The 22,297-nt window shown below is 38.5% G+C and carries 25 protein-coding genes; 20 read left to right on the top strand and 5 right to left on the bottom strand.

What is annotated here, in order from left to right; all coding sequences use genetic code 11:
- The 4 genes from AC0IXI_RS24520 to AC0IXI_RS24505 form a co-directional block, all read right to left on the bottom strand.
- A partial coding sequence (locus AC0IXI_RS24520) for a J domain-containing protein (RefSeq protein WP_471683431.1) occupies positions 1-475 on the bottom strand: 475 nt, incomplete at its 3' end.
- A 425-nt stretch (positions 476-900) separates the two neighbouring features.
- Complete coding sequence (locus tag AC0IXI_RS24515; protein ID WP_471679418.1) at positions 901-1,239, bottom strand: hypothetical protein; 339 nt, start codon at positions 1,237-1,239, stop codon at positions 901-903.
- A 450-nt stretch (positions 1,240-1,689) separates the two neighbouring features.
- Complete coding sequence (locus AC0IXI_RS24510) at positions 1,690-2,730, bottom strand: ParB/RepB/Spo0J family partition protein (protein ID WP_471683430.1); 1,041 nt, start codon at positions 2,728-2,730, stop codon at positions 1,690-1,692.
- Positions 2,727-3,476: a ParA family protein gene (locus tag AC0IXI_RS24505; protein ID WP_471679421.1), complete on the bottom strand. Its 750-nt coding sequence runs from the start codon at positions 3,474-3,476 to the stop codon at positions 2,727-2,729. The genes AC0IXI_RS24510 and AC0IXI_RS24505 overlap by 4 nt, the downstream gene beginning before the upstream one ends.
- A gap of 1,984 nt (positions 3,477-5,460) precedes the next feature.
- Here AC0IXI_RS24505 and AC0IXI_RS24500 point away from each other — a divergent pair.
- Entirely contained in the window at positions 5,461-6,213 is a 753-nt protein-coding gene (locus AC0IXI_RS24500) for a RepB family plasmid replication initiator protein (RefSeq protein ID WP_471683429.1), read from the top strand.
- Between the two features lie 58 nt (positions 6,214-6,271).
- On the opposite strand, the gene AC0IXI_RS24495 is transcribed toward AC0IXI_RS24500, so the two are convergent.
- The gene (locus AC0IXI_RS24495) at positions 6,272-6,604 is read right to left on the bottom strand and encodes a hypothetical protein (RefSeq protein WP_471679423.1); all 333 of its coding nucleotides are present in this window, start codon (positions 6,602-6,604) and stop codon (positions 6,272-6,274) included.
- Positions 6,605-6,705: 101 nt separating this feature from the next.
- Between AC0IXI_RS24495 and AC0IXI_RS24490 the strand changes: the two genes are divergently transcribed.
- The 19 genes from AC0IXI_RS24490 to AC0IXI_RS24400 all read left to right on the top strand — a co-directional run bounded on the left by AC0IXI_RS24490 (position 6,706) and on the right by AC0IXI_RS24400 (position 22,295).
- Positions 6,706-6,909 carry a hypothetical protein gene (locus AC0IXI_RS24490; protein ID WP_471683428.1) on the top strand — a complete coding sequence of 68 codons (204 nt, stop codon included), beginning with the start codon at positions 6,706-6,708 and terminating at the stop codon, positions 6,907-6,909.
- A gap of 35 nt (positions 6,910-6,944) precedes the next feature.
- Positions 6,945-7,454 (top strand): transglycosylase SLT domain-containing protein, encoded by a 510-nt coding sequence (locus AC0IXI_RS24485; protein WP_471683427.1) that lies wholly within the window; start codon positions 6,945-6,947, stop codon positions 7,452-7,454.
- Positions 7,455-7,525: 71 nt separating this feature from the next.
- Complete coding sequence (locus AC0IXI_RS24480) at positions 7,526-7,813, top strand: hypothetical protein (RefSeq protein ID WP_471679425.1); 288 nt, start codon at positions 7,526-7,528, stop codon at positions 7,811-7,813.
- Positions 7,803-8,087 carry a hypothetical protein gene (locus tag AC0IXI_RS24475; protein WP_471679426.1) on the top strand — a complete coding sequence of 95 codons (285 nt, stop codon included), beginning with the start codon at positions 7,803-7,805 and terminating at the stop codon, positions 8,085-8,087. The genes AC0IXI_RS24480 and AC0IXI_RS24475 overlap by 11 nt, the downstream gene beginning before the upstream one ends.
- Positions 8,088-8,100: 13 nt before the next feature.
- Positions 8,101-8,406: a VirB3 family type IV secretion system protein gene (locus AC0IXI_RS24470; RefSeq protein WP_471679427.1), complete on the top strand. Its 306-nt coding sequence runs from the start codon at positions 8,101-8,103 to the stop codon at positions 8,404-8,406.
- A 9-nt stretch (positions 8,407-8,415) separates the two neighbouring features.
- On the top strand, positions 8,416-10,878 hold the full coding sequence (locus AC0IXI_RS24465; protein ID WP_471683426.1) for a VirB4 family type IV secretion/conjugal transfer ATPase: 2,463 nt from the start codon (positions 8,416-8,418) through the stop codon (positions 10,876-10,878).
- Positions 10,865-11,521, top strand: coding sequence for a P-type DNA transfer protein VirB5 (virB5, locus tag AC0IXI_RS24460; RefSeq protein WP_471679349.1), 657 nt, complete (start codon positions 10,865-10,867; stop codon positions 11,519-11,521). Before AC0IXI_RS24465 ends, virB5 begins: the two co-directional genes overlap by 14 nt.
- Before the next feature lie 32 nt (positions 11,522-11,553).
- On the top strand, positions 11,554-12,204 hold the full coding sequence (locus AC0IXI_RS24455; RefSeq protein ID WP_471683425.1) for a TrbL/VirB6 family protein: 651 nt from the start codon (positions 11,554-11,556) through the stop codon (positions 12,202-12,204).
- Positions 12,205-12,254: 50 nt separating this feature from the next.
- Positions 12,255-12,515, top strand: coding sequence for a hypothetical protein (locus AC0IXI_RS24450; RefSeq protein WP_471683424.1), 261 nt, complete (start codon positions 12,255-12,257; stop codon positions 12,513-12,515).
- A gap of 93 nt (positions 12,516-12,608) precedes the next feature.
- The gene (locus AC0IXI_RS24445; protein WP_471683423.1) at positions 12,609-13,061 is read left to right on the top strand and encodes a VirB8/TrbF family protein; all 453 of its coding nucleotides are present in this window, start codon (positions 12,609-12,611) and stop codon (positions 13,059-13,061) included.
- The gene (locus AC0IXI_RS24440) at positions 13,034-13,291 is read left to right on the top strand and encodes a VirB8 family type IV secretion system protein (protein WP_471683433.1); all 258 of its coding nucleotides are present in this window, start codon (positions 13,034-13,036) and stop codon (positions 13,289-13,291) included. Before AC0IXI_RS24445 ends, AC0IXI_RS24440 begins: the two co-directional genes overlap by 28 nt.
- Positions 13,288-14,127 (top strand): TrbG/VirB9 family P-type conjugative transfer protein, encoded by an 840-nt coding sequence (locus AC0IXI_RS24435; protein ID WP_471683422.1) that lies wholly within the window; start codon positions 13,288-13,290, stop codon positions 14,125-14,127. The genes AC0IXI_RS24440 and AC0IXI_RS24435 overlap by 4 nt, the downstream gene beginning before the upstream one ends.
- Positions 14,117-15,241, top strand: a complete 1,125-nt coding sequence (locus tag AC0IXI_RS24430; RefSeq protein WP_471679353.1) for a TrbI/VirB10 family protein — start codon at positions 14,117-14,119, stop codon at positions 15,239-15,241. Before AC0IXI_RS24435 ends, AC0IXI_RS24430 begins: the two co-directional genes overlap by 11 nt.
- Before the next feature lie 8 nt (positions 15,242-15,249).
- A complete protein-coding gene (virB11, locus tag AC0IXI_RS24425) occupies positions 15,250-16,308 on the top strand; it encodes a P-type DNA transfer ATPase VirB11 (RefSeq protein ID WP_471679354.1) in 1,059 nt (352 codons plus the stop codon).
- Between the two features lie 52 nt (positions 16,309-16,360).
- Positions 16,361-17,167: a toxin co-regulated pilus biosynthesis Q family protein gene (locus tag AC0IXI_RS24420; protein ID WP_471683421.1), complete on the top strand. Its 807-nt coding sequence runs from the start codon at positions 16,361-16,363 to the stop codon at positions 17,165-17,167.
- 12 nt (positions 17,168-17,179) lie between these two features.
- On the top strand, positions 17,180-18,871 hold the full coding sequence (gene pilN, locus AC0IXI_RS24415) for a PilN family type IVB pilus formation outer membrane protein (RefSeq protein ID WP_471679356.1): 1,692 nt from the start codon (positions 17,180-17,182) through the stop codon (positions 18,869-18,871).
- Between the two features lie 9 nt (positions 18,872-18,880).
- On the top strand, positions 18,881-20,287 hold the full coding sequence (pilO2, locus tag AC0IXI_RS24410; RefSeq protein WP_471679357.1) for a type 4b pilus protein PilO2: 1,407 nt from the start codon (positions 18,881-18,883) through the stop codon (positions 20,285-20,287).
- Complete coding sequence (locus AC0IXI_RS24405; RefSeq protein WP_471679358.1) at positions 20,271-20,744, top strand: hypothetical protein; 474 nt, start codon at positions 20,271-20,273, stop codon at positions 20,742-20,744. The genes pilO2 and AC0IXI_RS24405 overlap by 17 nt, the downstream gene beginning before the upstream one ends.
- Positions 20,745-22,295 (top strand): GspE/PulE family protein, encoded by a 1,551-nt coding sequence (locus tag AC0IXI_RS24400; RefSeq protein WP_471683420.1) that lies wholly within the window; start codon positions 20,745-20,747, stop codon positions 22,293-22,295.
- Positions 22,296-22,297: the final 2 nt, after the last annotated feature.

Here is a 22,297-nt window from a genome sequence, read left to right as displayed (position 1 = left end):
TGCTGCCGCTTGTACCGTACATTTCGCGGATTTCATCTATTGAATGTTCTTTACGATTACGGTGACATTTATGTTCTTCTGGTCGGAAGAACCACTTAGCTTTTTTAGGTGCCCATTTGCAACCTAAGTTTTTCAATGTTTCTTTGTGTTCTTTAGTTTCACCAGAAATCCACACCCAATTCCCAATAACTTCAAATACAATTCCTGATAAGGAGTTCAATTCTGTTAATACTCTTTCCAGTTCTTCACCAAAATTATATCTTGAATTTTCATCTGTAGACTGGAATTGGTTTACTTTATCCAAATTAACCATTAAAAAATCAACCGCTGAATTAACAGCTTTCATTAATTCTCCACCGAGAGGGTTGCGATCTGGATGATATTTTAACGCCAGTTTTTTAAAAGCTGTTTTAATAACATCTTTGCTAATATCGCCTGATAACCCCAAAACATTTAAAGCTTCTTGTACATTCATTTTATATATCCTGGCCTACTGGCCTTTATTGGTAAGCAACGTTGCTTCCATGTGTTATATATTACATATTATAGTATGCAATATCAAGTTATATTTATCTATCTCTTTGTTTTTTATGCCCGTAAGGGCGTGGGAGGCGACTCAACAGATCTATACGTAGAGCAACTTTTTATAATCGCCGGAAACATCAACACGCGATAATTACGGAGATCCATTCCCCCTCCCTGCAAGGCCAATACAAGCTATCAGGCGACTCTGACAGCCCATTAGCCCCGTTGAGCTACAGGAACGGCTTACAGACGTTTCTGAAGTGATTTACGGGGGATTGGTGCGCCATATGGCGCACCTAGCGGCGTAATAATGATGAAATCTATAACAGGAAGAGAAGAAAGAGTAAAAAGGCGTCGGGGTGACGCCTTCTATAATTAGGCGTGAGAAATATTTTTACAGAATGCAGACACAACATGCGGGGTGATATTTATTGCTAAAGGGTAGGGCTGACCTCGGTACTCAGACACTTCACCATTAACCAAAGAAAGCTTATGGAGTATTCCTGAACTCTCAAGATCTGAAATGACAACACTAGAATTTTTTGAGAACGATTTCATCTTATCCTCTTCTTTGCATAGTGCGGAATCTAGTTCATTTTTAAATATGTACTGGCTTCCTTCTGCATGACGATCTACGCAAAAGAAAATAATTTGTATGCACAACAGAGGTCTTTTACTATTTTCGATGCATTTTAGTAAATCAATTAGAGTCATTTTTTCACCTTTTAGGTGGTGGTTCTGGCGCTTTTCCTGTCGCCTCCAGAGCTGCTACTATCCAGCCTAATGCACACATTCTATCCAGATCGGGGTGTATCATTTCAGAAAAAACCTGCAACCGGTATTCACCTGGCTTTCGCCTGATAAGGAAATAACTATAAACAGCCCACTCAGTAGCTGTAGATGGCCTCCATCCTTTATCCAGGCATAAATCTATTGCAGCTTGACAAGCCCATGTAGGAGCCGTGTTTTTATGAACCCAATCTTGTAGTGTTGAGCCTTTAGGTGGTGATAGGTTATCCCGCCATTTATGATCATTGGCATAATTATTCAGGATCTCTGCCGCCACTGCTGGCGGCTTTTTTGAAAAAAAGCCATTGATTAATGGCTTTTGATTTACTATCCCGAGTTAGCCACTTAAATCCTTGCGCACCATGCACACTTGGATTAGTAACTGATTCGCACAAGTTTTAACTCCTCAAGCGGGATCTCATTACGCAAACCATCAACAAGAACTAGAGCACAGTTAACTTCTGACGGCTTATCGTCTGTAGAATTAATTAATACACCTTCAACAGTCTCATTATTTGCATCCATAAATGAGACAATTAATGTGGCTTTGAATATGTCAGTTTTATTGCTCGCCCCTGCGGGTTCTTTACGTTCTGGAGAATTGCCGCCAACGTTAATATTATCGCCAGATTGATTTTCACCTTCATCTAAAGATTCACGGTCAGAACCTGATTTTTCACCTGGTTCTTTTTTATCTTTACCTTTACCTTTAGGTTCCTGCGGCGGTGAATCCTGATCGTTTTCATCTGTGTTGCCAGCGTTTTTTAGTTTGTCTGATACTGAACGCACCATAACACGATTTAATTCCCCGGCTTTCTCACCTTCACTAATCACCTGCTCTGCATCAGCAGGAGAGCGTTTATAGATGTTAGACAGATAATAAAACGTATCAATATCATTGCTAATCTTCTCAGCGCGATCTAACAATTCGATTGGCATGCTGCCAATACTAGAGTATTTACTTACCTGTGAATTGCTCATGCGTAGCTGTTCACATATTTCTTTTGCCTTTAAACCATCTAGTTCTTTCAGGTCATTAATACCAATAGCAATATCTACAATTGTCAGATCTTCACGATGAAGGTTTTCAGCAAATTGCGTAACTCTAATTGCAGGTGGTTTTTCACGCTGGATAGCTTTGATAGTGATTGAGCCACGTTCTTGCTGTGCATAGTAACGTGTATGACCATAATAAAGAGGACATAGACCTTCATCATCAGGGAAACCAATTACAATCGGTTCTAATTGCCCATGCTGTTCAATTGATTCTGAGATTTCCTTAATCTTAGCTAGATTACGTTTCCGACGAACCTGTGGGTTAATGACAATGCTAGCTAATGGAAAATCCATTACGTATTCACCATCATCAAATACGCTTTCGAGAGTGTTTGCTACTGAGTTGTTAGATTTGCTCATTTTTCAATTTTCCCTTCTACAATTTCAGAAATGACCGACTTCACCAGTTTTGAAGCAACACGATGGTTGCCGTTCTTTGCGTTCTGCCAAATCATGCGGCCTAATGACATAGCAGTTTTGATAGGTTGCAAGTTTTTAATAGGGGTTGGGTGTACCTCATTTGGAAATCGTTTAATTAATGAATCGACTAATTCTTTCTGATCATCAACTTCTTGATACTTATTGATGATAATAGAATTGATACGGGCTTTAGGGTTAAATCTGGCAAGCTTTCTAATAGAGTCTCTTAGCTCTACTAAACCATCAATTGCTGTAACCTCGGCTTCAACCGGGCAAATAATCGTGTCTGCCGCTAAAATGGCAGCAGTGATACGCGCCCCTAAACCTGGCGGTGTATCTATAACGACATGATCATAGTTTGGTTTGATGCGGTTCAGTTCTGCAACGAAGTTCTGAGCTTCAACAAAATCTGTGCGGTCAAGTGTATGAATGGAGCGGTCAGAGCATAGAGAGTCAAGATTTTCAGAAACCTTTTGAACATCATAAGGTTCATTGAAAAACATACCATTGAGAACTTTACCATCAATAAGACTTAAAGCCCGTTTAGCGGCTCGACCTTGATTATCTAAAGGGATATACAAAGTCTTTTTGTTCATAATCTGGGCAAGGTACTGTGCAATTGTCAAAGCAATAAATGTTTTGCCAATTCCACCCTTTTGACTTGCTACTACTGTTACACGCGCCATTTAACACCTCTTAGCATGAGCGATTGCTCGATTCCATGTGCGTATATTAACCCAGATTATGGAAGGTATCAATATTGAAACCTTGCTTTTTTTGCACTTTTTTTATATCGGCAGAAATACAAAAACCTTTAGAGATAAATAAGAGTAATCTCAATGTATTCAGCTTGGCTATATTAAGATCTCAAAATTACCATTTTACAAGCTAAAATATGAGATATATGTCACTAAATTTAATTTAAGCATCCTTAAATTATATTAGCTATATATAAATAACACATCGTTAATAATATAATTAAAATAGTTTCAAGTTGAATTTAAATGTAACGTGTCCCCAATAGAAAACTTGTTTTCTATTGGGGGCAGGTTGACCGAGCCGCTTTGCGGCGCTGGTAAGGACATTTACCCCGGTATAGAACTTATCCCCAGGCTAATTCTAGTTAAAAGATCCTTTTAACTTCCTTTTAAAGAAAGTCTTGTTTAAAAGCCTTGTAGGATTGAAAAAACGCACCTATCCAATTGTTTTAAAAGGTTTTATATAAGATCAACGGAACAGATCGCCGTTCATGGGGGAACATTATGCCGTTATTTCGGGAACAAAATGGCGTCTAATTTTTCAATGAAATCAAGATGGTTCCCCTGCTCCAAAGCGTTGTAAGACTAATAACTAAATTATAACTAATTGATTTATAAGAGGGAACATTTTACCGATTAAAGGGGAACAAATCGCCTGTTAACTAATTGTATTGTACAAAACAATATTTTGTAGCTTATAGATTAAATATACATATAAATCATATAGATATTTCATGTCTTATTGTAGGTAGGAAAGTTATCAACGCAATTAACTTTTTACTCACCTCGTTATCAACAATCTAAAGGTGCTCTTGCAGTGGAGCAGAACAGTGGTTTGTTCCCGCTGACTGTAACGGGCAGGAGAGCGGCGGTTTGTTACCCCTGGCTGTTGTACCGGGCAGGAGAACGGCGGTTTGTTCCCCCCTGACTGTACCGGGGAGGAGAACGGCGGTTTGTTCCCGCTGACTGTACCGGGGAGGAGAACGGCGGTTTGTTACCCCTGGCTGTTGTACCGGGCAGGAGAACGGCGGTTTGTTCCCGCTCACTGTACCGGGGAGGAGAACGGCGGTTTGTTTCCCCTGACTGTACCGGGCAGGAGGACGGCGGTTTGTTCCCGCTGACTGTACCGGGGAGGAGAGCGGCGGTTTGTTCCCCCTGGCTGTTGTACCGGGCAGGAGAACGGCGGTTTGTTCCCCCTGACTGTACCGGGGAGGAGAACGGCGGTTTGTTCCCGCTGACTGTACCGGGGAGGAGAACGGCGGTTTGTTCCCGCTCACTGTACCGGGCAGGAGAACGGCGGTTTGTTCCCGCTGACTGTACCGGAGAGGAGAACGGCGGTTTGTTCCCGCTGACTGTACCGGGGAGGAGAACGGCGGTTTGTTCCCGCTGACTGTACCGGGGAGGAGAACGGCAGTTTGTTCCCCCTGACTGTACCGGGGAGGAGAACGGCGGTTTGTTCCCCCTGACTGTACCGGGGAGGAGAACGGCGGTTTGTTCCTCCGTTGCTTATACCGGAAACATGAAAAGATCTTCCTTTATATAGGTCATAGCATCTTGTGATTTATTGAGTGTGCTATTACGCCGCTAGGTGCGCCGATGGCGCACCAATCCCCCGTAAATCACTCCAGAAACGTCTGTAAGCCGTTCCTGTAGCTCAACGGGGCTAATGGGCTGTCTGAGTTGCCTGATAGCTTGTATAGGCTTTGCAGGGATGAAGGGAGGAGGTTTACTGATTAGCATCGCAAGGCTCGTCGGTTTTACGTTGATGATCTGGTTTATTGCAGTGAGCCTCCTTTTAGTCAAATCAAAATTTAAATTTTGATTTGACTGGGGGGAACATTCTAAGATAATGTGTACATGATTTAGTTCCCCTTGTATGATGTTTCATCAAACATAAAAAGCGTGGCCGATTATGAAGAATAAAGGACAGAGTGACGTTGTTGTGTGGAGTACTGACAATCGCGTTTTAATGCAAGCGAATGCATTAACACAAGCCAAAAACGATCTCTCGCGTGACCAACAAAGAGTATTGGTTATGTGCCTAGATAACATTGCTCGGGGCGGCTGGCCTAAAGATGGAGTATTTAGAATTGACCACGAAGAATATATGAAAGTGTTTGATATAGGAGATCAAGAATCAAGAGAAGATATTTTGAGGGCATTAAAAGGTTTTAGAGGTAAAGAACTAACTCTGTATGAAACTTGGGATGATATTGAAGAACCAGTTGCAAGGGATATGGTATGGGTTACTTCAAGATGGACAAGTGAAAAGCGTGGGATTTATCAGATCAAGCTAAACTCAGATCTACGAGAGTTTATGGAGCCATTAGCGCATGATCACCAGTTCACTGTTTATAGATTAAGTCAAATATCTAAAACACCTTCCAAATACTCTATGAGATTATTACAAGCGTTATCACAATTTAGAGATACGGGAATTTTTGCTATCAGACTTGATACACTGAGGAATCGTTGGACGCTGCCAGATTCGTATGAAAAGTTTTCATTACTAAAATCTAGAGTTCTGGAGCCAGCAATGAGAGATGTAAGAAAAATCCCCGAATTTTCCAATTTGACAATGGAAACTCGCACAGAAAAAACAACGGGAAAAATCACTAGCGTTTTATTTCAGTTCAATCCCTTCACACATGATCGACATAAATAGTAAATTTTTCGCATGCAAAAAAAACCGCTTAAAAGCGGTTTTTCTATTTGTGAAGTAGTTAACGTTTTGCGCTATGAGTAAGTGCCTTAAGGACTAGCGAAAAGATGCAGACGCTTAAAGTAATGTAGAACGCTTTATCGTTACCTGCATGGTGGAAGAGATATGCCCCTGCACCTGTGCCAACAAGGATTATCCCGAGAAGCTTATCAATGATAGGGAGTGACAAGCTCCAAAGCATACGAATGATGCTTATCAGTAAGAAAAGTAAGCCTTTACCTAAAGTTGCGATAAATGAATATTTTCTTTTCTGGTCGGTACTAGTCGTCAGATTACTATTACGGTTGTTCATAGACGAATCGTTATTTTTGGTAATAGCCAGAGAGTTTGACATAAACCGTTCCTCATTGCTAATCTAAGTACATTAAATCAAAATTGCAATCTTGATGCAAGTAGTATAGTATAAATTTCACACCTTGATAAATTGGCTTAAAAATGAAAACTAAAGCGGCGATAATTGCTTTGTCTCTGCTGTGTCCATTTTATAGCAGTGCATCTATGATTGATTCTGATAATCTTCATGCGCTAATAAAAACATGCGCACCGGAAATTAAAGCAGAATCAAAAGTAGCTTTTGGAATAGTAAAAACAGAATCATCCGGCAACCCTTATGCAATAGGTATTAATACAAAGGGGTGAAATTAAAAAGGCAACCCACAAGTCTTTTAGAAGCTATGGAAGTATCAACATGGCTAGCTAAAAACAGATATAATTTTGATGCTGGTATCGCACAAATTAATAGTGTGAATATTAATAAATTTGTAGAAGGAGATATAAATTTTCGCATGCAAAAAGTTTTTAACCCATGCGACAATCTCAAGCTAGCGGAAAAAATATACAATTCCTGTTTTTCCATGACGGGAACAATGGTAGGTGCTCTTAGCTGTTACAACACTGGCAACGCAACAAGAGGCATTAAAAACGGGTATGTTGCGAAAGTTTTAGCTAATATTCCTGATCTGCTTGAAGTCCGAGGTGAGGCTAGTTTGCCTTATGTCGGTAAAAGCAAGGGGAAGAGGCTAGAGGCCACTAAGTCGGCTTCAACTACGCAGTCAGCAAACGAAACGTTACCTGATAAGCGGAAAGATGAAGGGTTAGAGGATGTTTTCGCAGCAAGTGGAAAAGGTGATGTATTTAGTAGCGAATGTGTTGAGGGCGAAAATCAAAAATGTGATAATGATTGAACCCGAACGCTCTAATTATATTCCATTGCTGGCCTCGTTTATTTTTAAACTGCCAAAATGGGGATCTAATAATGGAGCGTAAAGGTATTCAACTCAAACATGCCGAAGAGTTAATTAATAGTGCGTCAATTTCTAGTGTCAGTGCAGAACAACAAGAAAGTGGCGAATGGACATGTTTTATTACCTTTTATAATTCTGAGTCTATGCAAATCGAAGAAGTATTTATTGAGAAGCAAAGGGACGGAATGAGAACCTGGGCAGATCCGAGAAAGATGTTTGATTTCATGTATGTGAAATTTGGCGTCACTGACGGTCAATTTAAAATTTGTGAACAAAGAGAACGTAAGCATGAAAAATAACGGAAAGAAATTAGCTGTAGATTTAGTAGTTATGGCCTTAGTTATGGGTGTTCCTTGCTTGGCAATGGCGGCAGGTGTAAATAAGGCTGATTCTGGCCTTAACTCATTAAACACATGGTTAAGCACTATCGCACCAATTATCGCTGGCATGGGTGGGGTTTTAATCTTTGTTCTTTATATGTTGGGGATGATCGGTAAACAGATTTTCCAACAAATGTTGACTGGATTAATTGGCGCGGGTTGTATTGCGTGGGTTGTTAGTCTCTTCTTCTAACGGGGAGGTAGTAATGAGACAACCGTATAGTTTTTATAAAGGGGCGGCTCGCGCCCCCATTGTTTTTGGATTACCACGCAACGTATTTTTAATGACATTTGGCATGGTAATGTGTCTAGGATTGGCGTTAAGTAAGGCAATTTGGTTTTCCGCACCAATTTTATATTTAATACTATTTAGAATTTACAGCAAAGATCCAGATGGATTACAGTTAGTAATGCTGCATTTTCAAACTACTATTATTCATAAATTTAAAGACGGAAAAGACGAAAGTTACCAAATCGAAGAATATTCACAGCATTTAAAAAAACTTAAATAGGACATATTTATGTCAAATGAAATGATGACATTTCGGAAGAAAATGTCAGGGGTTCAATTTCTGCCATTCTCATATCACCTAACAGATACAATAGTATCTTTAAAGCAGTGTGAATTTATGACCTTAATTAAGGTGCAAGGTAAATCACATAAGACAACTGATGAAGATGATATTTTTACATGGATTGAAAATCTAAACACTATTTCTCGAGCTGTGTTATCACCAAAGGTGGATTTGCTTTCATATACTATACGCCGGGAAGAAGTTGAATATCCTTCTGGTGATTTTGATAATTACTTTAGCGATACATTTAACCGTAAGTATAAAAATAATTTCCTGAATACAGAAAATAGCAAACTCATGATTAATGAGTTGTATTTGGCTATTGTCTATAAACCTTATGGAAGTGATTTTTTCTCTGGAATGAGAAAGCAAGGAGCTAAGGGGCGTGAGGCCATTGCAGTACTTCACGAAGAAGCTACTAAAGAATTAGAGTCTGTAACGGCAAAGCTTGTTTCTGCTTTAAGCTCTTATAATAGCCGAGTTTGTTCTGTCTATGAAGAAGAGGTATCCGAAGCGGGTTCAAGTATCAAAAAAGTTGTACATTTTTCTGAACCTATGGAAGTTATGAGTTACATCTATAATAACCGTAGGGTAAGGGTTCCTCTGACTAATGAACGATTCAGTAACAGTATTGTTCAATCAGAAATGAAATTTAGTAAAAATGCTGACTTGGCAGTACGCCATAGTTTGAATGGTCATGAATTTGTCGGGATCTGCGGTATTTCAGATTACGACAAAAATACATGGCCAGGTCAATTTGATTTGTTATTAGAGTCTGATTTTCCCTTTGTTCTGACGAACACTTTTGTTTCAGTGACTGACAGAAGTGCAAAATCATTTTTAGGAAATCATCAAAAATTCCTCAAGGAATCTAATGATGTTGGTGAAACCCAAATCAGAGAAATTGATGATGCACTAGATCAGCTACAAAGTGGGCGCTTTGGCATGGGCTACCATCATTGTACGATTATGCTAACGGCTGATGACGTTAAAACAGTTAAGCAGCGCATGGAAGCCGTAGCTACGGATTTATCCACTCATGGCATTATCATTAAGCCTTATTCAAAGGCTCTTGAAGCTGCGTTTTGGTCGCAATTTCCATCTAACAGGAAATTTAGACCTAAACCAAAACCAGCTACAACCTTAAATTTTTGGTGTTTCTCTTCATTCCATAATTTTATGAAAGGTAAAATCGCGGGTAATCCTTGGGGTGACGCAGTAGCTGCATTTAAAACGGAGTCTAAAACTCCATGTTTCTTTAGTTTTCATGAGACTCCTTTAAACCAGGACTCCTTGGGTGATCGACCTGCGGGACACACTGGAATCTTTGGGAAAACGGGGGCGGGTAAAACAACTTTATTTAATTTCCTCCTGATAATGGCTACCAAATTTAACCCAAATGCCGTCATTTTCGATAAAGACCGAGGAATGGAAAACTGTATTCGATCAATCGGTGGTGTTTATAACTCTGTCGAATGGGGGGTGCCTACAGGTTGGAACCCATTCCAATTGGAACCTACGCAAGAAAATATTTATTTTTTGAAAGAGTGGGTTGCAGATATTGCAACTAAAGCATCCCGTATCACACTGACTAAACGTGATACAGATGAAATATCTTTAGCTGTAGATACAATAATGAAGGAGGATAAGCCTTTACGTTCTCTGCGTTATTTAAAACAAATGCTACCAGACGGTGATGAAAACCGTGTGTCTGTTGGTTCCATGCTAGAAACGTGGATTACAGGCGACCTGAAATGGATATTTAATAATCCCGAAGATAATCTTTCTCTAAGTAAGGGTATATATGGATTTGATACGACAAGTTTTTTGGATAATGAAAAGGTTCGTGAACCAATTCTAAAATATTTAATTCATAGAGGCGATGAACTTATTGATGGAAAAACACCATTCATTTATGGTTTTGAAGAGTGCTGGAAATTAACTAAAGATGCTTTCTTTATTAATTTGATTCAGGATAAACTTAAAACAATCCGTAAGGAAAATGGAATAGTTGTATTTAGTACTCAAGAGCCAAATGATGTTTTAAAATCAGAGATTGGTGCGACTTTTGCCGCATCACTTTCAACTATTATTTGCTTGAGAAATGACAAAGCTAATGAGGATAGTTATAGACTTCTCAAACTATCAGATGTTGAAATTGATATAATTAAGAAATGGACTGAGGATGATTATAAATTCATAGTAAAACAAGGTTCGATGTCATCAATTGCTCAGTTTGATTTTTCGGCTTACCGGGATGAAGAAATGCATATTCTTTCTGGTGATAAGTCTAAAGCCGATTTAGTTCTTGAATCTATATCTGAAACAAGTGATAACCCGGAAGTATGGCTACCTGTTTTTTATACAAAAATGCAAAAAATTAAAGAGGCTAAATATGCGAATAAATAAAAAAGCTTTATATCTGAGTTTTATTCTGTCAAGTGCTCCTGTTTTTGCTACAGGTATTCCTGTTTTTGACGGTGCGGGGCTTGCTCAAGCATTACAAACAGTATTGCAGTTAAAACAGCAGATTGAAGAGATTAAAGGTCTGCGCGGGCAACTTGAAGGTATTCGTAATATGGGGGATCTTCTAAATACGCCAGAACTACGTGAATATCTTCCTAACGATTGGAGGAATGTTTACGATCAAGTTAAGCATGGTGGATACAAGGGGCTAGATGGTTCTTTCAATGCCATAGAGGATGCTGAGAGTGTTACTGGCAAGGTGTCTGAAATGACAGCGTTAAAGAAAAGGCAGTGGGAGAGTTCGGTAGCAAATAAATCAATGGGTGAGGCGGCATATGAAGCCGCCCTGAAACGCCTGGACAACATTGAACTGTTAGGAAAGCAAATTAATACTACTCAGGACGCAAAAGCATCACTGGATTTGCAGGCTCGCATACAGCAGGAGCAAGCGCTAATTCAAAATGAAACTTCAAGGCTGCAACTTATTTCTATGCTACAGCAAGCTGAAAAGAATATTACTTTGGAAAAAGAGCGTCAAATTCAGAAGAATATTTGGTCAGCGGATAAACCAATGCCACGATTTTAAAGTTTTTTGCATGCAAAAAAACGGAGCACTAAATGGCTCAATTTACATTTTTTACCGATCTTGAAAGAAATATTGATGAAATGGTTGTTTCTATCGTCAATACAATTTCTGATAATGCACTAAATTATTTTTTACCTGTTGTAACTGTAGGTATATCTATATCGCTTTTATGGTTCTCTTTAATGATATATTTGGGGAACTATGACAATCCAATAATGGATTGGGTTAAAAAAATGGCAGTAATAGCAATTGTGGTGTTTATAGCTGGGGCAGGTGGTTTATACCAAAGAGAGCTTGTCGGATCAATTTTAGGATTACCATCAGAGTTAGCAACTGCGCTAATTGCTACAAGCAATCCAGGTATGAACGTATTAGATGTAGCAGCGGAACAGTCTGTTAATAAAGCCGGGGAAATATTTAGTCTTATTGGTTACTCCCCTGAGTCGTGGCTGAATGCTTTGGTTGGGATTGCATTAATAGTAAGTTCATTATTTTTAATTGGTACGACAGCAATATTCTTTTTCATTTCAAAGGTTGTAGTGGCAGTACTTGCTGGTTTGGGCTTTATTTTTATCTTTACCATTCTATGGGAACCGCTTAGAAACTTCTTTAACAATTGGGCTAATCAAATAATTCATTACTCTTTAATGCTGGTTCTAAGTGCGCTTTTTTTGGTTTCCTAATGGGGATGTATACAAGGTTAGTAAACCAATTTACTGTTGGTGAGACTAATATGTTGTATACCACATTCGCAATAGTTTGCTTTAGTTATATCGGCTATCGCTTGTTAAATGAAATACCTAAACTTTGTCAGGCGTTATCTAATGGTATAGCCATAGCTTCATTAGCAAAAGCAGGTGGAAGCAATGCACCATCAAATAATACTCCAAAGGGTGGAGGCGGTGGCGGTGGCGGTGGCGGAGGCGGTGGTAGTAGTCCTGGCGAAGTAAAAAACCCTGTTTCAAGTGGTGCCGCGCCCTTTAGAGGCAAATAAAAAATAAGCCCGTATTACGGGCTGTTTTAATAAATCAAAATTGCAATTATGATTTAATTGAATATAATGATTATATTCAATAGGGGAAACTTTATGTTTAAAAAGCAGAGTACAAAAGAAGATATTGAAACATTCATGAAAGAAGCAAATGATGCCGAGATTGATTTGCTCCTTCAAATAAAGAAAGAAAATAAATTACATCGAGTGGCTAGTGCTGGGTTCTTTTTTCTGTCTGTATTAAGTATTGGTGCTGTTCTTGGATTAACGCCACTTAAAGAAAGAGTTCCATATATGCTGGTTGCAGATAAAACCACCGGAACAGTGGATTCGCTTAGTGTACTAACACCAGACGAGGTTATGAGCAATCAGGCTGTTTTGGAATATTTCATCCGTTTATACGTATCAAGGAGAGAATCATACAACTATAACCTTATCCAGATTAACTACGACCAAACTCTTGCAATGTCTGATGATGTAGTAGCATCTGAGTATGATTCACTGTTTGGAAAAAAGATTCTATTGATAAACGTTATCAAGGTAACTTAGAAATAACAGTAGATGTACCTACTGTTATTATGGATGTAAAAAATCAAAAAGCAGTTGTTCGTTTTTCTAAGACGTTTAAAGAAGCAAATAAAGAACCAATTACACAATATTGGTCGGCAGACGTTTCCTACCACTATAGCCAGAATACGCAAAAGAATGGACAACGAGCACAAAACCCTTTGGGTATGCTAGTTGATGGTTATCGTTCTTCGCAGGAAGTCAGCCGATGAATTTATATAAACTATGCTTAGTTACCGTTTTGATTATATCCCCCGCTGTTCATGCTTTAGATATTCCAGTAGGTTCAGCATTTGATTCTCGAATTAAAACAGTCATGTATAATTCTGAGGATGTGACAAAAGTCGATAGTGTTATAGGTGTTGCTACTCACATTATTCTAGATCCAAATGAAACGTATTTAACCCATGCTTTTGGTGATAGTGATGCGTGGCAATTTTCCTATAAAAAAAATCATTATTTTGTCAAACCAAAAGCAGAGAATGGAGATACGAACCTTACAATCGTTACAGATAAGCGCGTATATAACTTTGATATTAGGTATCATTTCGAAGAGTACCTAAAAGGCTCAAAAGGTAAGCGTTCGTTTGATAATAAAATGACTTTCCAGATTCAATTTAAATATCCAGAAGTAGAGGCTAAAAAGAAAAAAGAAGAGAATGATGATGCAAAACGAAAAGTTGAATTTAGCAAGCTTTTAGCTAAAGGCGTTAATTTGAAGTATACAATTAACGGTGAACCTAAATTAGCTCCTATGAATGTGTGGGATGCTCAAGGGTTTACATACTTTAAATTCGCTCCTGGGCAAGATATACCAACAATTACCGCCGTTGATTCTTTGGGTAATGAAACCAAAGTAGTTACACATCAGGAAGGTATCAGTAGTCAGATAGTTGTAGTTCATCGCGTTAGCCGTGAATTTAGACTACGCCTGGGTACATCTGTTACAGGTGTATATAACGAAAATGATGGACGGCAACCAGTTTATGAAAACTATACTGGCACCGTATCAGATAGTTATAAAAGGGTGACAATCAATGAGCAATAAAATCGTTGATCCACTGGCTGAATTAGAGAAAGAAAAGCTAAAAGCTGATGGTTCTATTGAGCGTAAAAGCATTCGTACAGGTGGCAGTAAAATTGTCAGTGCTATGGCTTTGATGCTGGCTGTAGTCTGTGCTGGATCTTACTTTATTTATTTACAACTCAGGCAGGAAGAACCTGAAAAAACCGTAGCAACGGTTGTACCGACTCGAGACAAAGCAGGGCGAAAATTTAAAACTGAACCGCCACCGCAAGCAGCCATTGCACCTGTTGAGCAGCCTGTTACTACTGATAAACCTTCTGCAATATCTGAGGAAAAGAAAGAGCCAGAAGTTGTATTAGATAAGGATGGGCTAACCCCGGAACAAGCAGCACAGAAGCGTAGGCTTTTCTCTGGTTTTGGAGGGGAACAGAATGCTGAATCTGCGCAAGAAGTTAGCCAATCAGCTAATCAAGATCTCTCAGATAAAGATAACGAACTGTCAAATTCATTGAGTTCTATCAAAACAGTTTCCGTAAAGGCTACAGCAAGAAAGAGTCTTGACCTAATTCTGACTCGAGGTAACACAATTCCTTGTGCTCTAGATCGAAATATTGATTCGAATGTTCCAGGCCAGCTAAGTTGTCATACGGTTCAGGATATCTATTCATCATCGGGAAAAGTACTCTTGATGGAACGGAATACTAAAATAACAGGTAGTTTTAAAGGCGGTGTTGCTCAAGGTCAAACCAGAATATTTGCTACATGGGATCGCATAGAAACCCCTAAACGTGTGTTTATGCAAATCAGCGCCCCTGCCGTTGGTGGGTTAGGTGAAGCAGGTATTGATGGTGTGCTTGATACTCAATTTGGCACAAGATTTTATAACACGATTTTACTTAGTACGATTCAGGACACTATTAGCAACCTTGCCACACAACTTGGTAAGTCTAGTTCCAATGGAGGGAGTGTAAGTGTTGATAATACAACGCAAGCCACGAATGATATTGCAGTTGAAACCCTTAAAAACACAATAAATATTCCTAATGTCATAAGGAAAAATATTGGTGAAATTGTAGGGGTTGATGTTATGCAAGACATGGATTTCAGCTCTGTTTATAAAATAGAAGAAAACTAGGATTAACTATGAGTAATGAATTATTTGATGAAGAAGAGGCAGGAGTCCTATATGCCCTTATTAAGTCTTTTAAGACGGCTATGGATGACTCTGATGTGACGGAAATTATGTTTAATATTCCTGGTGAATATTGGACAAAAGGTGTGAGAGGGACGCAAAGAGTTATGTGTCCTGAAATTGATGCTGCAAAAATGAAGTCTCTTAACCGTTCTATTGCGGTTTTTAACAAATCAAAAGAGCAAGCATTAAGTTACTTTCAAATGCCAGGTGGTGAGCGTTGTACCATCATTACTCCTCCAGCCTGTATGCCGGGATACATGGGGCTTATCATACGTAAATTCATTGAGAAATCCTTCTCAATAGATGATGTTATTGCGCAGAATGCCTTTAGTGATGTTCAAAACACTTCGTTTAATATCCTTACAGATGAAGATATATTATCGCGTAAAGAAAGACGTGATAGTGAGAGATTAGAAGATATTGATGCTCGATTGCTCATGCTGCTAAACAAACGCGAATATAAACAATTCTTTGAGTTAGCAATTAAGTATAAAAAAAACATTGTTATATCAGGTGCAACTGGTTCTGGTAAAACTACATTCATGCGCGCTCTAATTGAATGCGTAGATCGTAGTGAGAGAATTATAACTATGGAAGATGTTCATGAATTAAAGTTAGAGTCCTTTCCAAACAAATTACCTTTGATATTTGGTAGGGGAGAGGGGAGGATTAGCCCACAGCAATTATTAGAAGCATGTATGCGAGCTACGCCTGACCGTATTTTTTTAGCTGAATTGCGCGGTATTGAAACATGGCACTATTTAATGTCTCTTAATACGGGGCATCCAGGCTCAATTACTTCTGTGCATTCAGGTTCGGCTTGGCGAGCATTTATGAGAATTTCTACCCTAGCTATGCAATCAGAAGATGCTCGCTCATTGGGATTCGATGTTGTTCGTAATGAAGTATTCACAACAATCGACATTGTAGTTCAAATGGCTGATAGAAAGATCACTGAAATATTTTACGATCCTATTTATATCGCACAACTTAAAAATCAAAATTGAAATATTGATTTTAATGGGTTAAACTATTTCTATTAAAGTCAGGATGCTATTTATGAAATACAATCAACTCGTATTGATTACTGCATCTGCAATCTCATTAATTGGATGCAGCAGTAAAGCACCAGAATTACCTAAGCCAGAAGGCGATAGAATTGCTTTAAATCAAATGGGCATTCCCGCTGAATTAGCAATTGCGATAAATAGGCAGTCAAACAAATCTAGCGTTGAAGCACTACCTAGTCCGAGCATTACTAAAATACCAGTTACAACGCCTGTTTTTTTGCATGCAAAAAATGAATCAATTAAGTCTAAAGATAATGCGGTTCCATTAAGCAAGCCGCCTAGTAATATTTCTTCATCATCACCTAAGAATCCTTTCTCTGGCGGTACTGTAGTACTTAATAATAAAACAGAGATATCTAAACCAGCTTTGACGGATTCAATTGTGTCAAATAAGGTTACGGCTCGAATTGTTACTACCACTTCTGCGAAAGAAGGTGCAAGCTCTAGTATTACTAAACCTGTCACAACGACTGGTTATAAAAATATAATTAATCCAGTGCCAATTAAGTTAGAACCAGTTGGTAAAAGCTGGTCTGCCAATACAGGGGAAACTTTGAAAGGAGTACTCAATAGATGGGCTTCATCTGAAATATGTAAATCAGGCGAAAAGTGGCAAGTTGTTTGGCCTGTTTTAATTGATTACCGTATAGACTCCCCATTAGTGTTTACAGGTAGTTATTTTGAGGCGGTTAGCGGATTATTTGATCTTTACCGAAAAGCAAATGCTCCGTTGTTTGTCGATATTTACAAAGCACAATGTATTATTTCTGTATCTGATAAAGTAACCATCAAATAATTAGGATGTAAAATGAAATATTCTCCTTTAGCTAGTGTTATAGCTTTATCCTTGCTTTTGTCTGGTTGCTCTATCAGTAGAATTAACCAAACAATGGATAAAGCAGAAGATAATAATAAAATTGCAACTCAGGCTTTAAAAGATTTTACCAACAACAGACCTACGGTTGTTTATAAAAATGAGCAATGGATTAATCCAACACCTTTACATATTAATCCTGATGATGTTCCTCCACCTGAATTAACATGCAAGGTTTCTTATAAACCAGTACGGCCTATTGACGTATTTCAGTTTGGTCAGGACATTACTACGCTTTGTCACATACCTGTTCGTATTACACCAGATGCAGCAATGCTGTTATCTAATCAGTCAGTTGGAGCGAACGGCAGCACGCAACAGTTAACAGCGGTTCCTCCGCCTGTGCTGGATGGTAATAATATGGTGTCACTACAGGCATTGAATGCCCCATCTACATCGCCAGTATCACAGGTGCGAAGTAGTGGTGGTGCAATGATTTCAGACATCATCTATCAAGGCAATGCTAAGGGACTTCTCGATGTTGTAACGTCGAGACTTGGTGTATCTTGGAAGTATGAAAACAATGCAATCACAATCTATTATCTTGAAACTAAGCGTTTTCAGATCGATGCGACAGATGCGAAAACAAAACTCTACAGCCTGGTAAAAAGCGGCATATCCACTCAGTCAGGTTCATCAAATTCATCTGGTTCTTCATCTTCTACAAGCGGTGTTAGTGGCGATTCTGGCTCAAATTCGAATACAGAAGTTCAGTTGGAGAATGATCTCTATGGGGATATAAAATCTACTGCTGAAAGCATGTTAACGCCGGGCGTAGGCCGCCTAAGTATGAACAAAACCTCCGGTGCGATTATTGTTACTGACGTTCCTGATGTTGTTAGGAATGTTGGTAATTATTTAAATAGTGAAAACTCATCTCTTAGCAAGCAAGTTAAGTTAAGTGTCAAAATTTATACTATTAACTTAAATAAAAATGACGAGTTAGGTGTTAACTGGAATTTAGTGTGGAAAAGCCTCAGCGGTAACTATGGCATTTCTTTAGCTAATACCTTCTCTGGTAGCACTGATGCAATCAGCGGTGGATTTCAGGTATTAGATACTGCAACTGGCGCGGCTAGTCAGTTCGCGGGTTCAGACGTTTTATTCAATGCTCTATCAGAGCAGGTAAAAGTATCTGATGTAAAAACAAATAACATCATGACAACTAATCTTGCAGCGGTTCCTGTGCAGGTTGCTAGTCAGGTTACTTATTTGCAGAGTGTAACATCTGAGCAAACAAGCAATGTAGGAACATCTGGTTCACTGAATCCTGGCTCTGTTACGACGGGGACGAATATTACTATTTTACCGAAGGTTTCACCTGATAATAATAAAGTAATGCTTACTATGTTTATGGATATTTCTAACCTTAAACAGATCAGAAGAATCAATAATGCAAACAATACAAATCTTATAGAAGCTCCAGATGTTGATTCTAATTCAATAAATCAGCGTGTTTGGTTAAAACCAAATCAAACGATTGTCATGAGTGGTTTCGAGCAAGAAGTTAGTGATGCAAGCAAACAAGGTGTTGGCGATCCAAATAATATTATTTTCGGCGGTGGTATGAGTGGTAAAAATAGCAAGCGTATGTTTGTAATAACCATTACCCCTGTTATTTCGTGAGAGTAAAAAATGTCTGATAAAGCACAAGTCCAGCACAAAGAAATAAAAGTTGTTACTGTTAACGGTAATAACTTTGTAGTCGGTCTTGATTGGAAATCTTTAAATAATGCCCGTAAGCACATGAAGGAGGCTAAAGACTACGGCAAAAAGAATGGGCTGGATGTTGTTGCTATTAAAAAAGGAGATTACATTCAGGCGGGTTTTGCACCCAAGCAAGCCAAAAGCATTAAAGGTATGTATTCATTAGCGGTCAGCCTTGTATCTTTGATTGAAGGTACATGGATTGGAGTCTTTCCTCTTGATGAACCAGATGCTGAGTCCCGACGCTACATATTAATAGCTTCCGGTGAAAATGGGGCTGTTATTCCCTGGACTGATCTTGTTGTCGGTGAAAGTGAAGTTAAAAAACTTGTAGATGGTTTGAAAAATGACCTATACGATCCTGATAGCAATTCTGCAATTGATGTAATTGGTGATATAGACTTTTCATGGGTTACTCGAGAAGTTTCGCTGAGTTCTATTTTAGTTCAAGATAATCTTCAAAAAGGATTCAAACTAAAGCCTCTAACATTCGGTTTAACAAAACAACAATTACTACTTGTGTCTTTTTTTGCAATCTTAGCTGCTTTTTTGGGGTTCGGATTGAATTATTATCTTGATAAGAAAGCTGAGGCTGAGGAACGTATTAGACTCGAGCTTTTAGCAAAACAAGAGGAAGTTAATAGAAATGCCCGCTACCAAGCGCGTTTAGATAGCCTAATACACCCTTGGATTGATAAGCCTAGCGTTCAAGACTTTATCAGAACGTGTGACAATATGAATAAAACTGGTACAAGCAATGGTACTGGTGATAAAGGCATTCCTTTATCAATACAAGGGTGGTTGCCTGTAGTTGTTGATTGTACATATGCTAGCCAAGGGCAAAGCAATAAAATAGCAAAAATGAAAATGGAGCTTTTGTTTAATAAAAATGGGGAAAGTCCAGCGAATGTTACTGATTTCATTTTGGCTGTTAAAGAAATGTATGGTGTAATCCCAAACTTTAACGCTAAGGATAATACGTTATCTTCATTTCATATTATAATGGACGCGCCGGGGAATGGTGATGATCCTATTTTACCTTTAACAACTAGAACAAATAATCTAGTGACAGTTTTACAAAAAAACTCTGTTGCATTTAATATCGCCCCGAGTACACCGTTGAAAAAAGAAGTAACTCCCGAGGATAGGGATTTGCCTATACCTACTTGGGTAGAGTTGAAGTTTTCATATGAATCAACAATACCACCGAGATTGATATTTAAAGATATTAATATGGATGGTGTGAGATTGAATATGATTAGCTACAAAATAAATCATGAAGAAGGTCAGATTTCCTATAGCGTAGAAGGTACAGTGTATGGCTCAGATAAGTAATTTTTTTGCATGCAAAAGTCCATTGTCTTTAATGATTCTTCTCTTAGCTACATTTACTACTTGTGCAGAATCAGTAAAAACAATTGGTGATATAGATGTGATTAATGGTGAAACTGCAATTTACAAAGCAATTGCAGCACGAAACAAAGCACAGCAAGAAGCGAATAATCCAGATTTGCAGCGTCAAACAGGAGTTGTTACAGCTAATCAAGGAATGCCTGGGGGACAAACAAATTCTTTAATACAAAATCCTGTTAAATCTGACTCTTTACCTACTGTTTTGCGCGTCATGAATAATTTAGTTCAAATTAAATATAATGATGGTTCTACAGAATGGAAACGAAAAGGAGAGATTATCTCTGGTGGTTTCCAATTGTTAAGTGTTTCTGTAACAGGCGTATGGGTTATATCTGTCAAAGATAATAAAAAACATTTATTGAAAGACGAGGCTTATTAAATGGATTATTACTCATTAAATAGTCAGTATGGTATTTCGGATTATACTGTTAATGCCTTTTTAATAGAAAATATGTTAATTGCTACAGATGGTGAACTCAGAATACTGTATGTAGTTAAAGACCATAAACTTAATCCTGAAGTTATGGACTATCGAAAAGCATTTATTGCGCAATGGCCTGATTCTGCATGGGAACCAATACAAAAATCAAAGCTAATTGAGTTGCAGCAGAAAAACAATGTCTTCACCTCAAAGGAAGAGCATACAGACCTACAAACTGATGTAGTGCGCACCTTTGAAGCAGCTGTTAAAAAACGTGCATCCGATATTCATATCCGTGTTGGTTCAAAGTACACAAAAATATTTTTCAGAATTGACGGAAAGCTCGTTTTCTACAATGACCTTGTAGATGATAAAGGACAGAGGTTTGTTCAGGCTCTTTATCAAACTATGTGTGAAGGGCGTTCATCCCCTACATTCACATATACAGAGCCTGTTGATGCCAAAGTAAAAGAGTCTCATGTTGAGAACTTAGGTCTAAGTGGTGGGCGTCTATCATCACGTCCAAAAGATGATCAAGTGTTGGTTGTTATTCGTTTGTTGAGAAAAAACACGAAATCATTAGTTTTAAATGAACTAGGGGTTACTGCTAAACAAGAAAGAATCTTGCAACGTGTTATTAGTAAACCATCTGGTGTTGTGTTCATTAGTGGCCCGACAAACTCGGGGAAAAGTACACTTGCTAAGTGTATGTGTGAAATTGTTACTTCTCGAGATCCTGGCATTCACTTGCTAACTGTAGAAGATCCAATTGAATCTACTATCGCTGGAGCTGTGCAAACCCCATTGATTTGCATTGAACGAGGCTCTCCTGGTGCTTTATCAAAAGCTTGGGGGGATGCTATCGCAAACATGATGCGACTTGATCCTGACCAAATTTATGTAGGTGAAGTTCGAGATTTTACGTCAGCAACGGGTGCTATCGCTGCTGCTCAGACAGGCCATAAAGTATATACAACAATTCATACTCATAATCCGATTGACATTATTCCTCGCTTAAAAAGTTTTAATGTCGATATGGATTTGGTTACAGACTCTTCATTAGTAACTTGTTTGGTTGGTCAGAGATTAGCCCCGTTGTTGTGTAAAAAATGCTGTGAACCGTACTCAAAAAAATTAAGCGAAATTGATGCTGTCTATAGAGAGTTAATCGAAACACATTGCAATACCAAAAATATACAGTTTGCTAGTAAATGTGGCTGTGAAGATTGTAACCATACTGGCTACAAAGGAATGACAGGAATTTATGAAATCATTGAAACAAATGCCGATTTTATGAATATATTTCAGAAGCATGGAAAACTTGCAGCTTATGAGTACTGGTATCAGCAAGGAGGGGTAACGCTTTGTGAAAGTGCAATAAGCTTGATAAATGACGGCTTAATAGATCCAATTTACTCTCATAGCCATGTAAGTAGTTTAGACCGTGATATTCAAATGTTCACTGATGAAATCAGAAATTCAGTGAGCAAAAATCTTAAAGTGGCATGATA

This window comes from Buttiauxella sp. AC038, from assembly GCF_979253565.1.
Note: the sequence above shows the minus strand (reverse complement) of the source record. Positions and strands in the feature narration are given on the sequence as shown.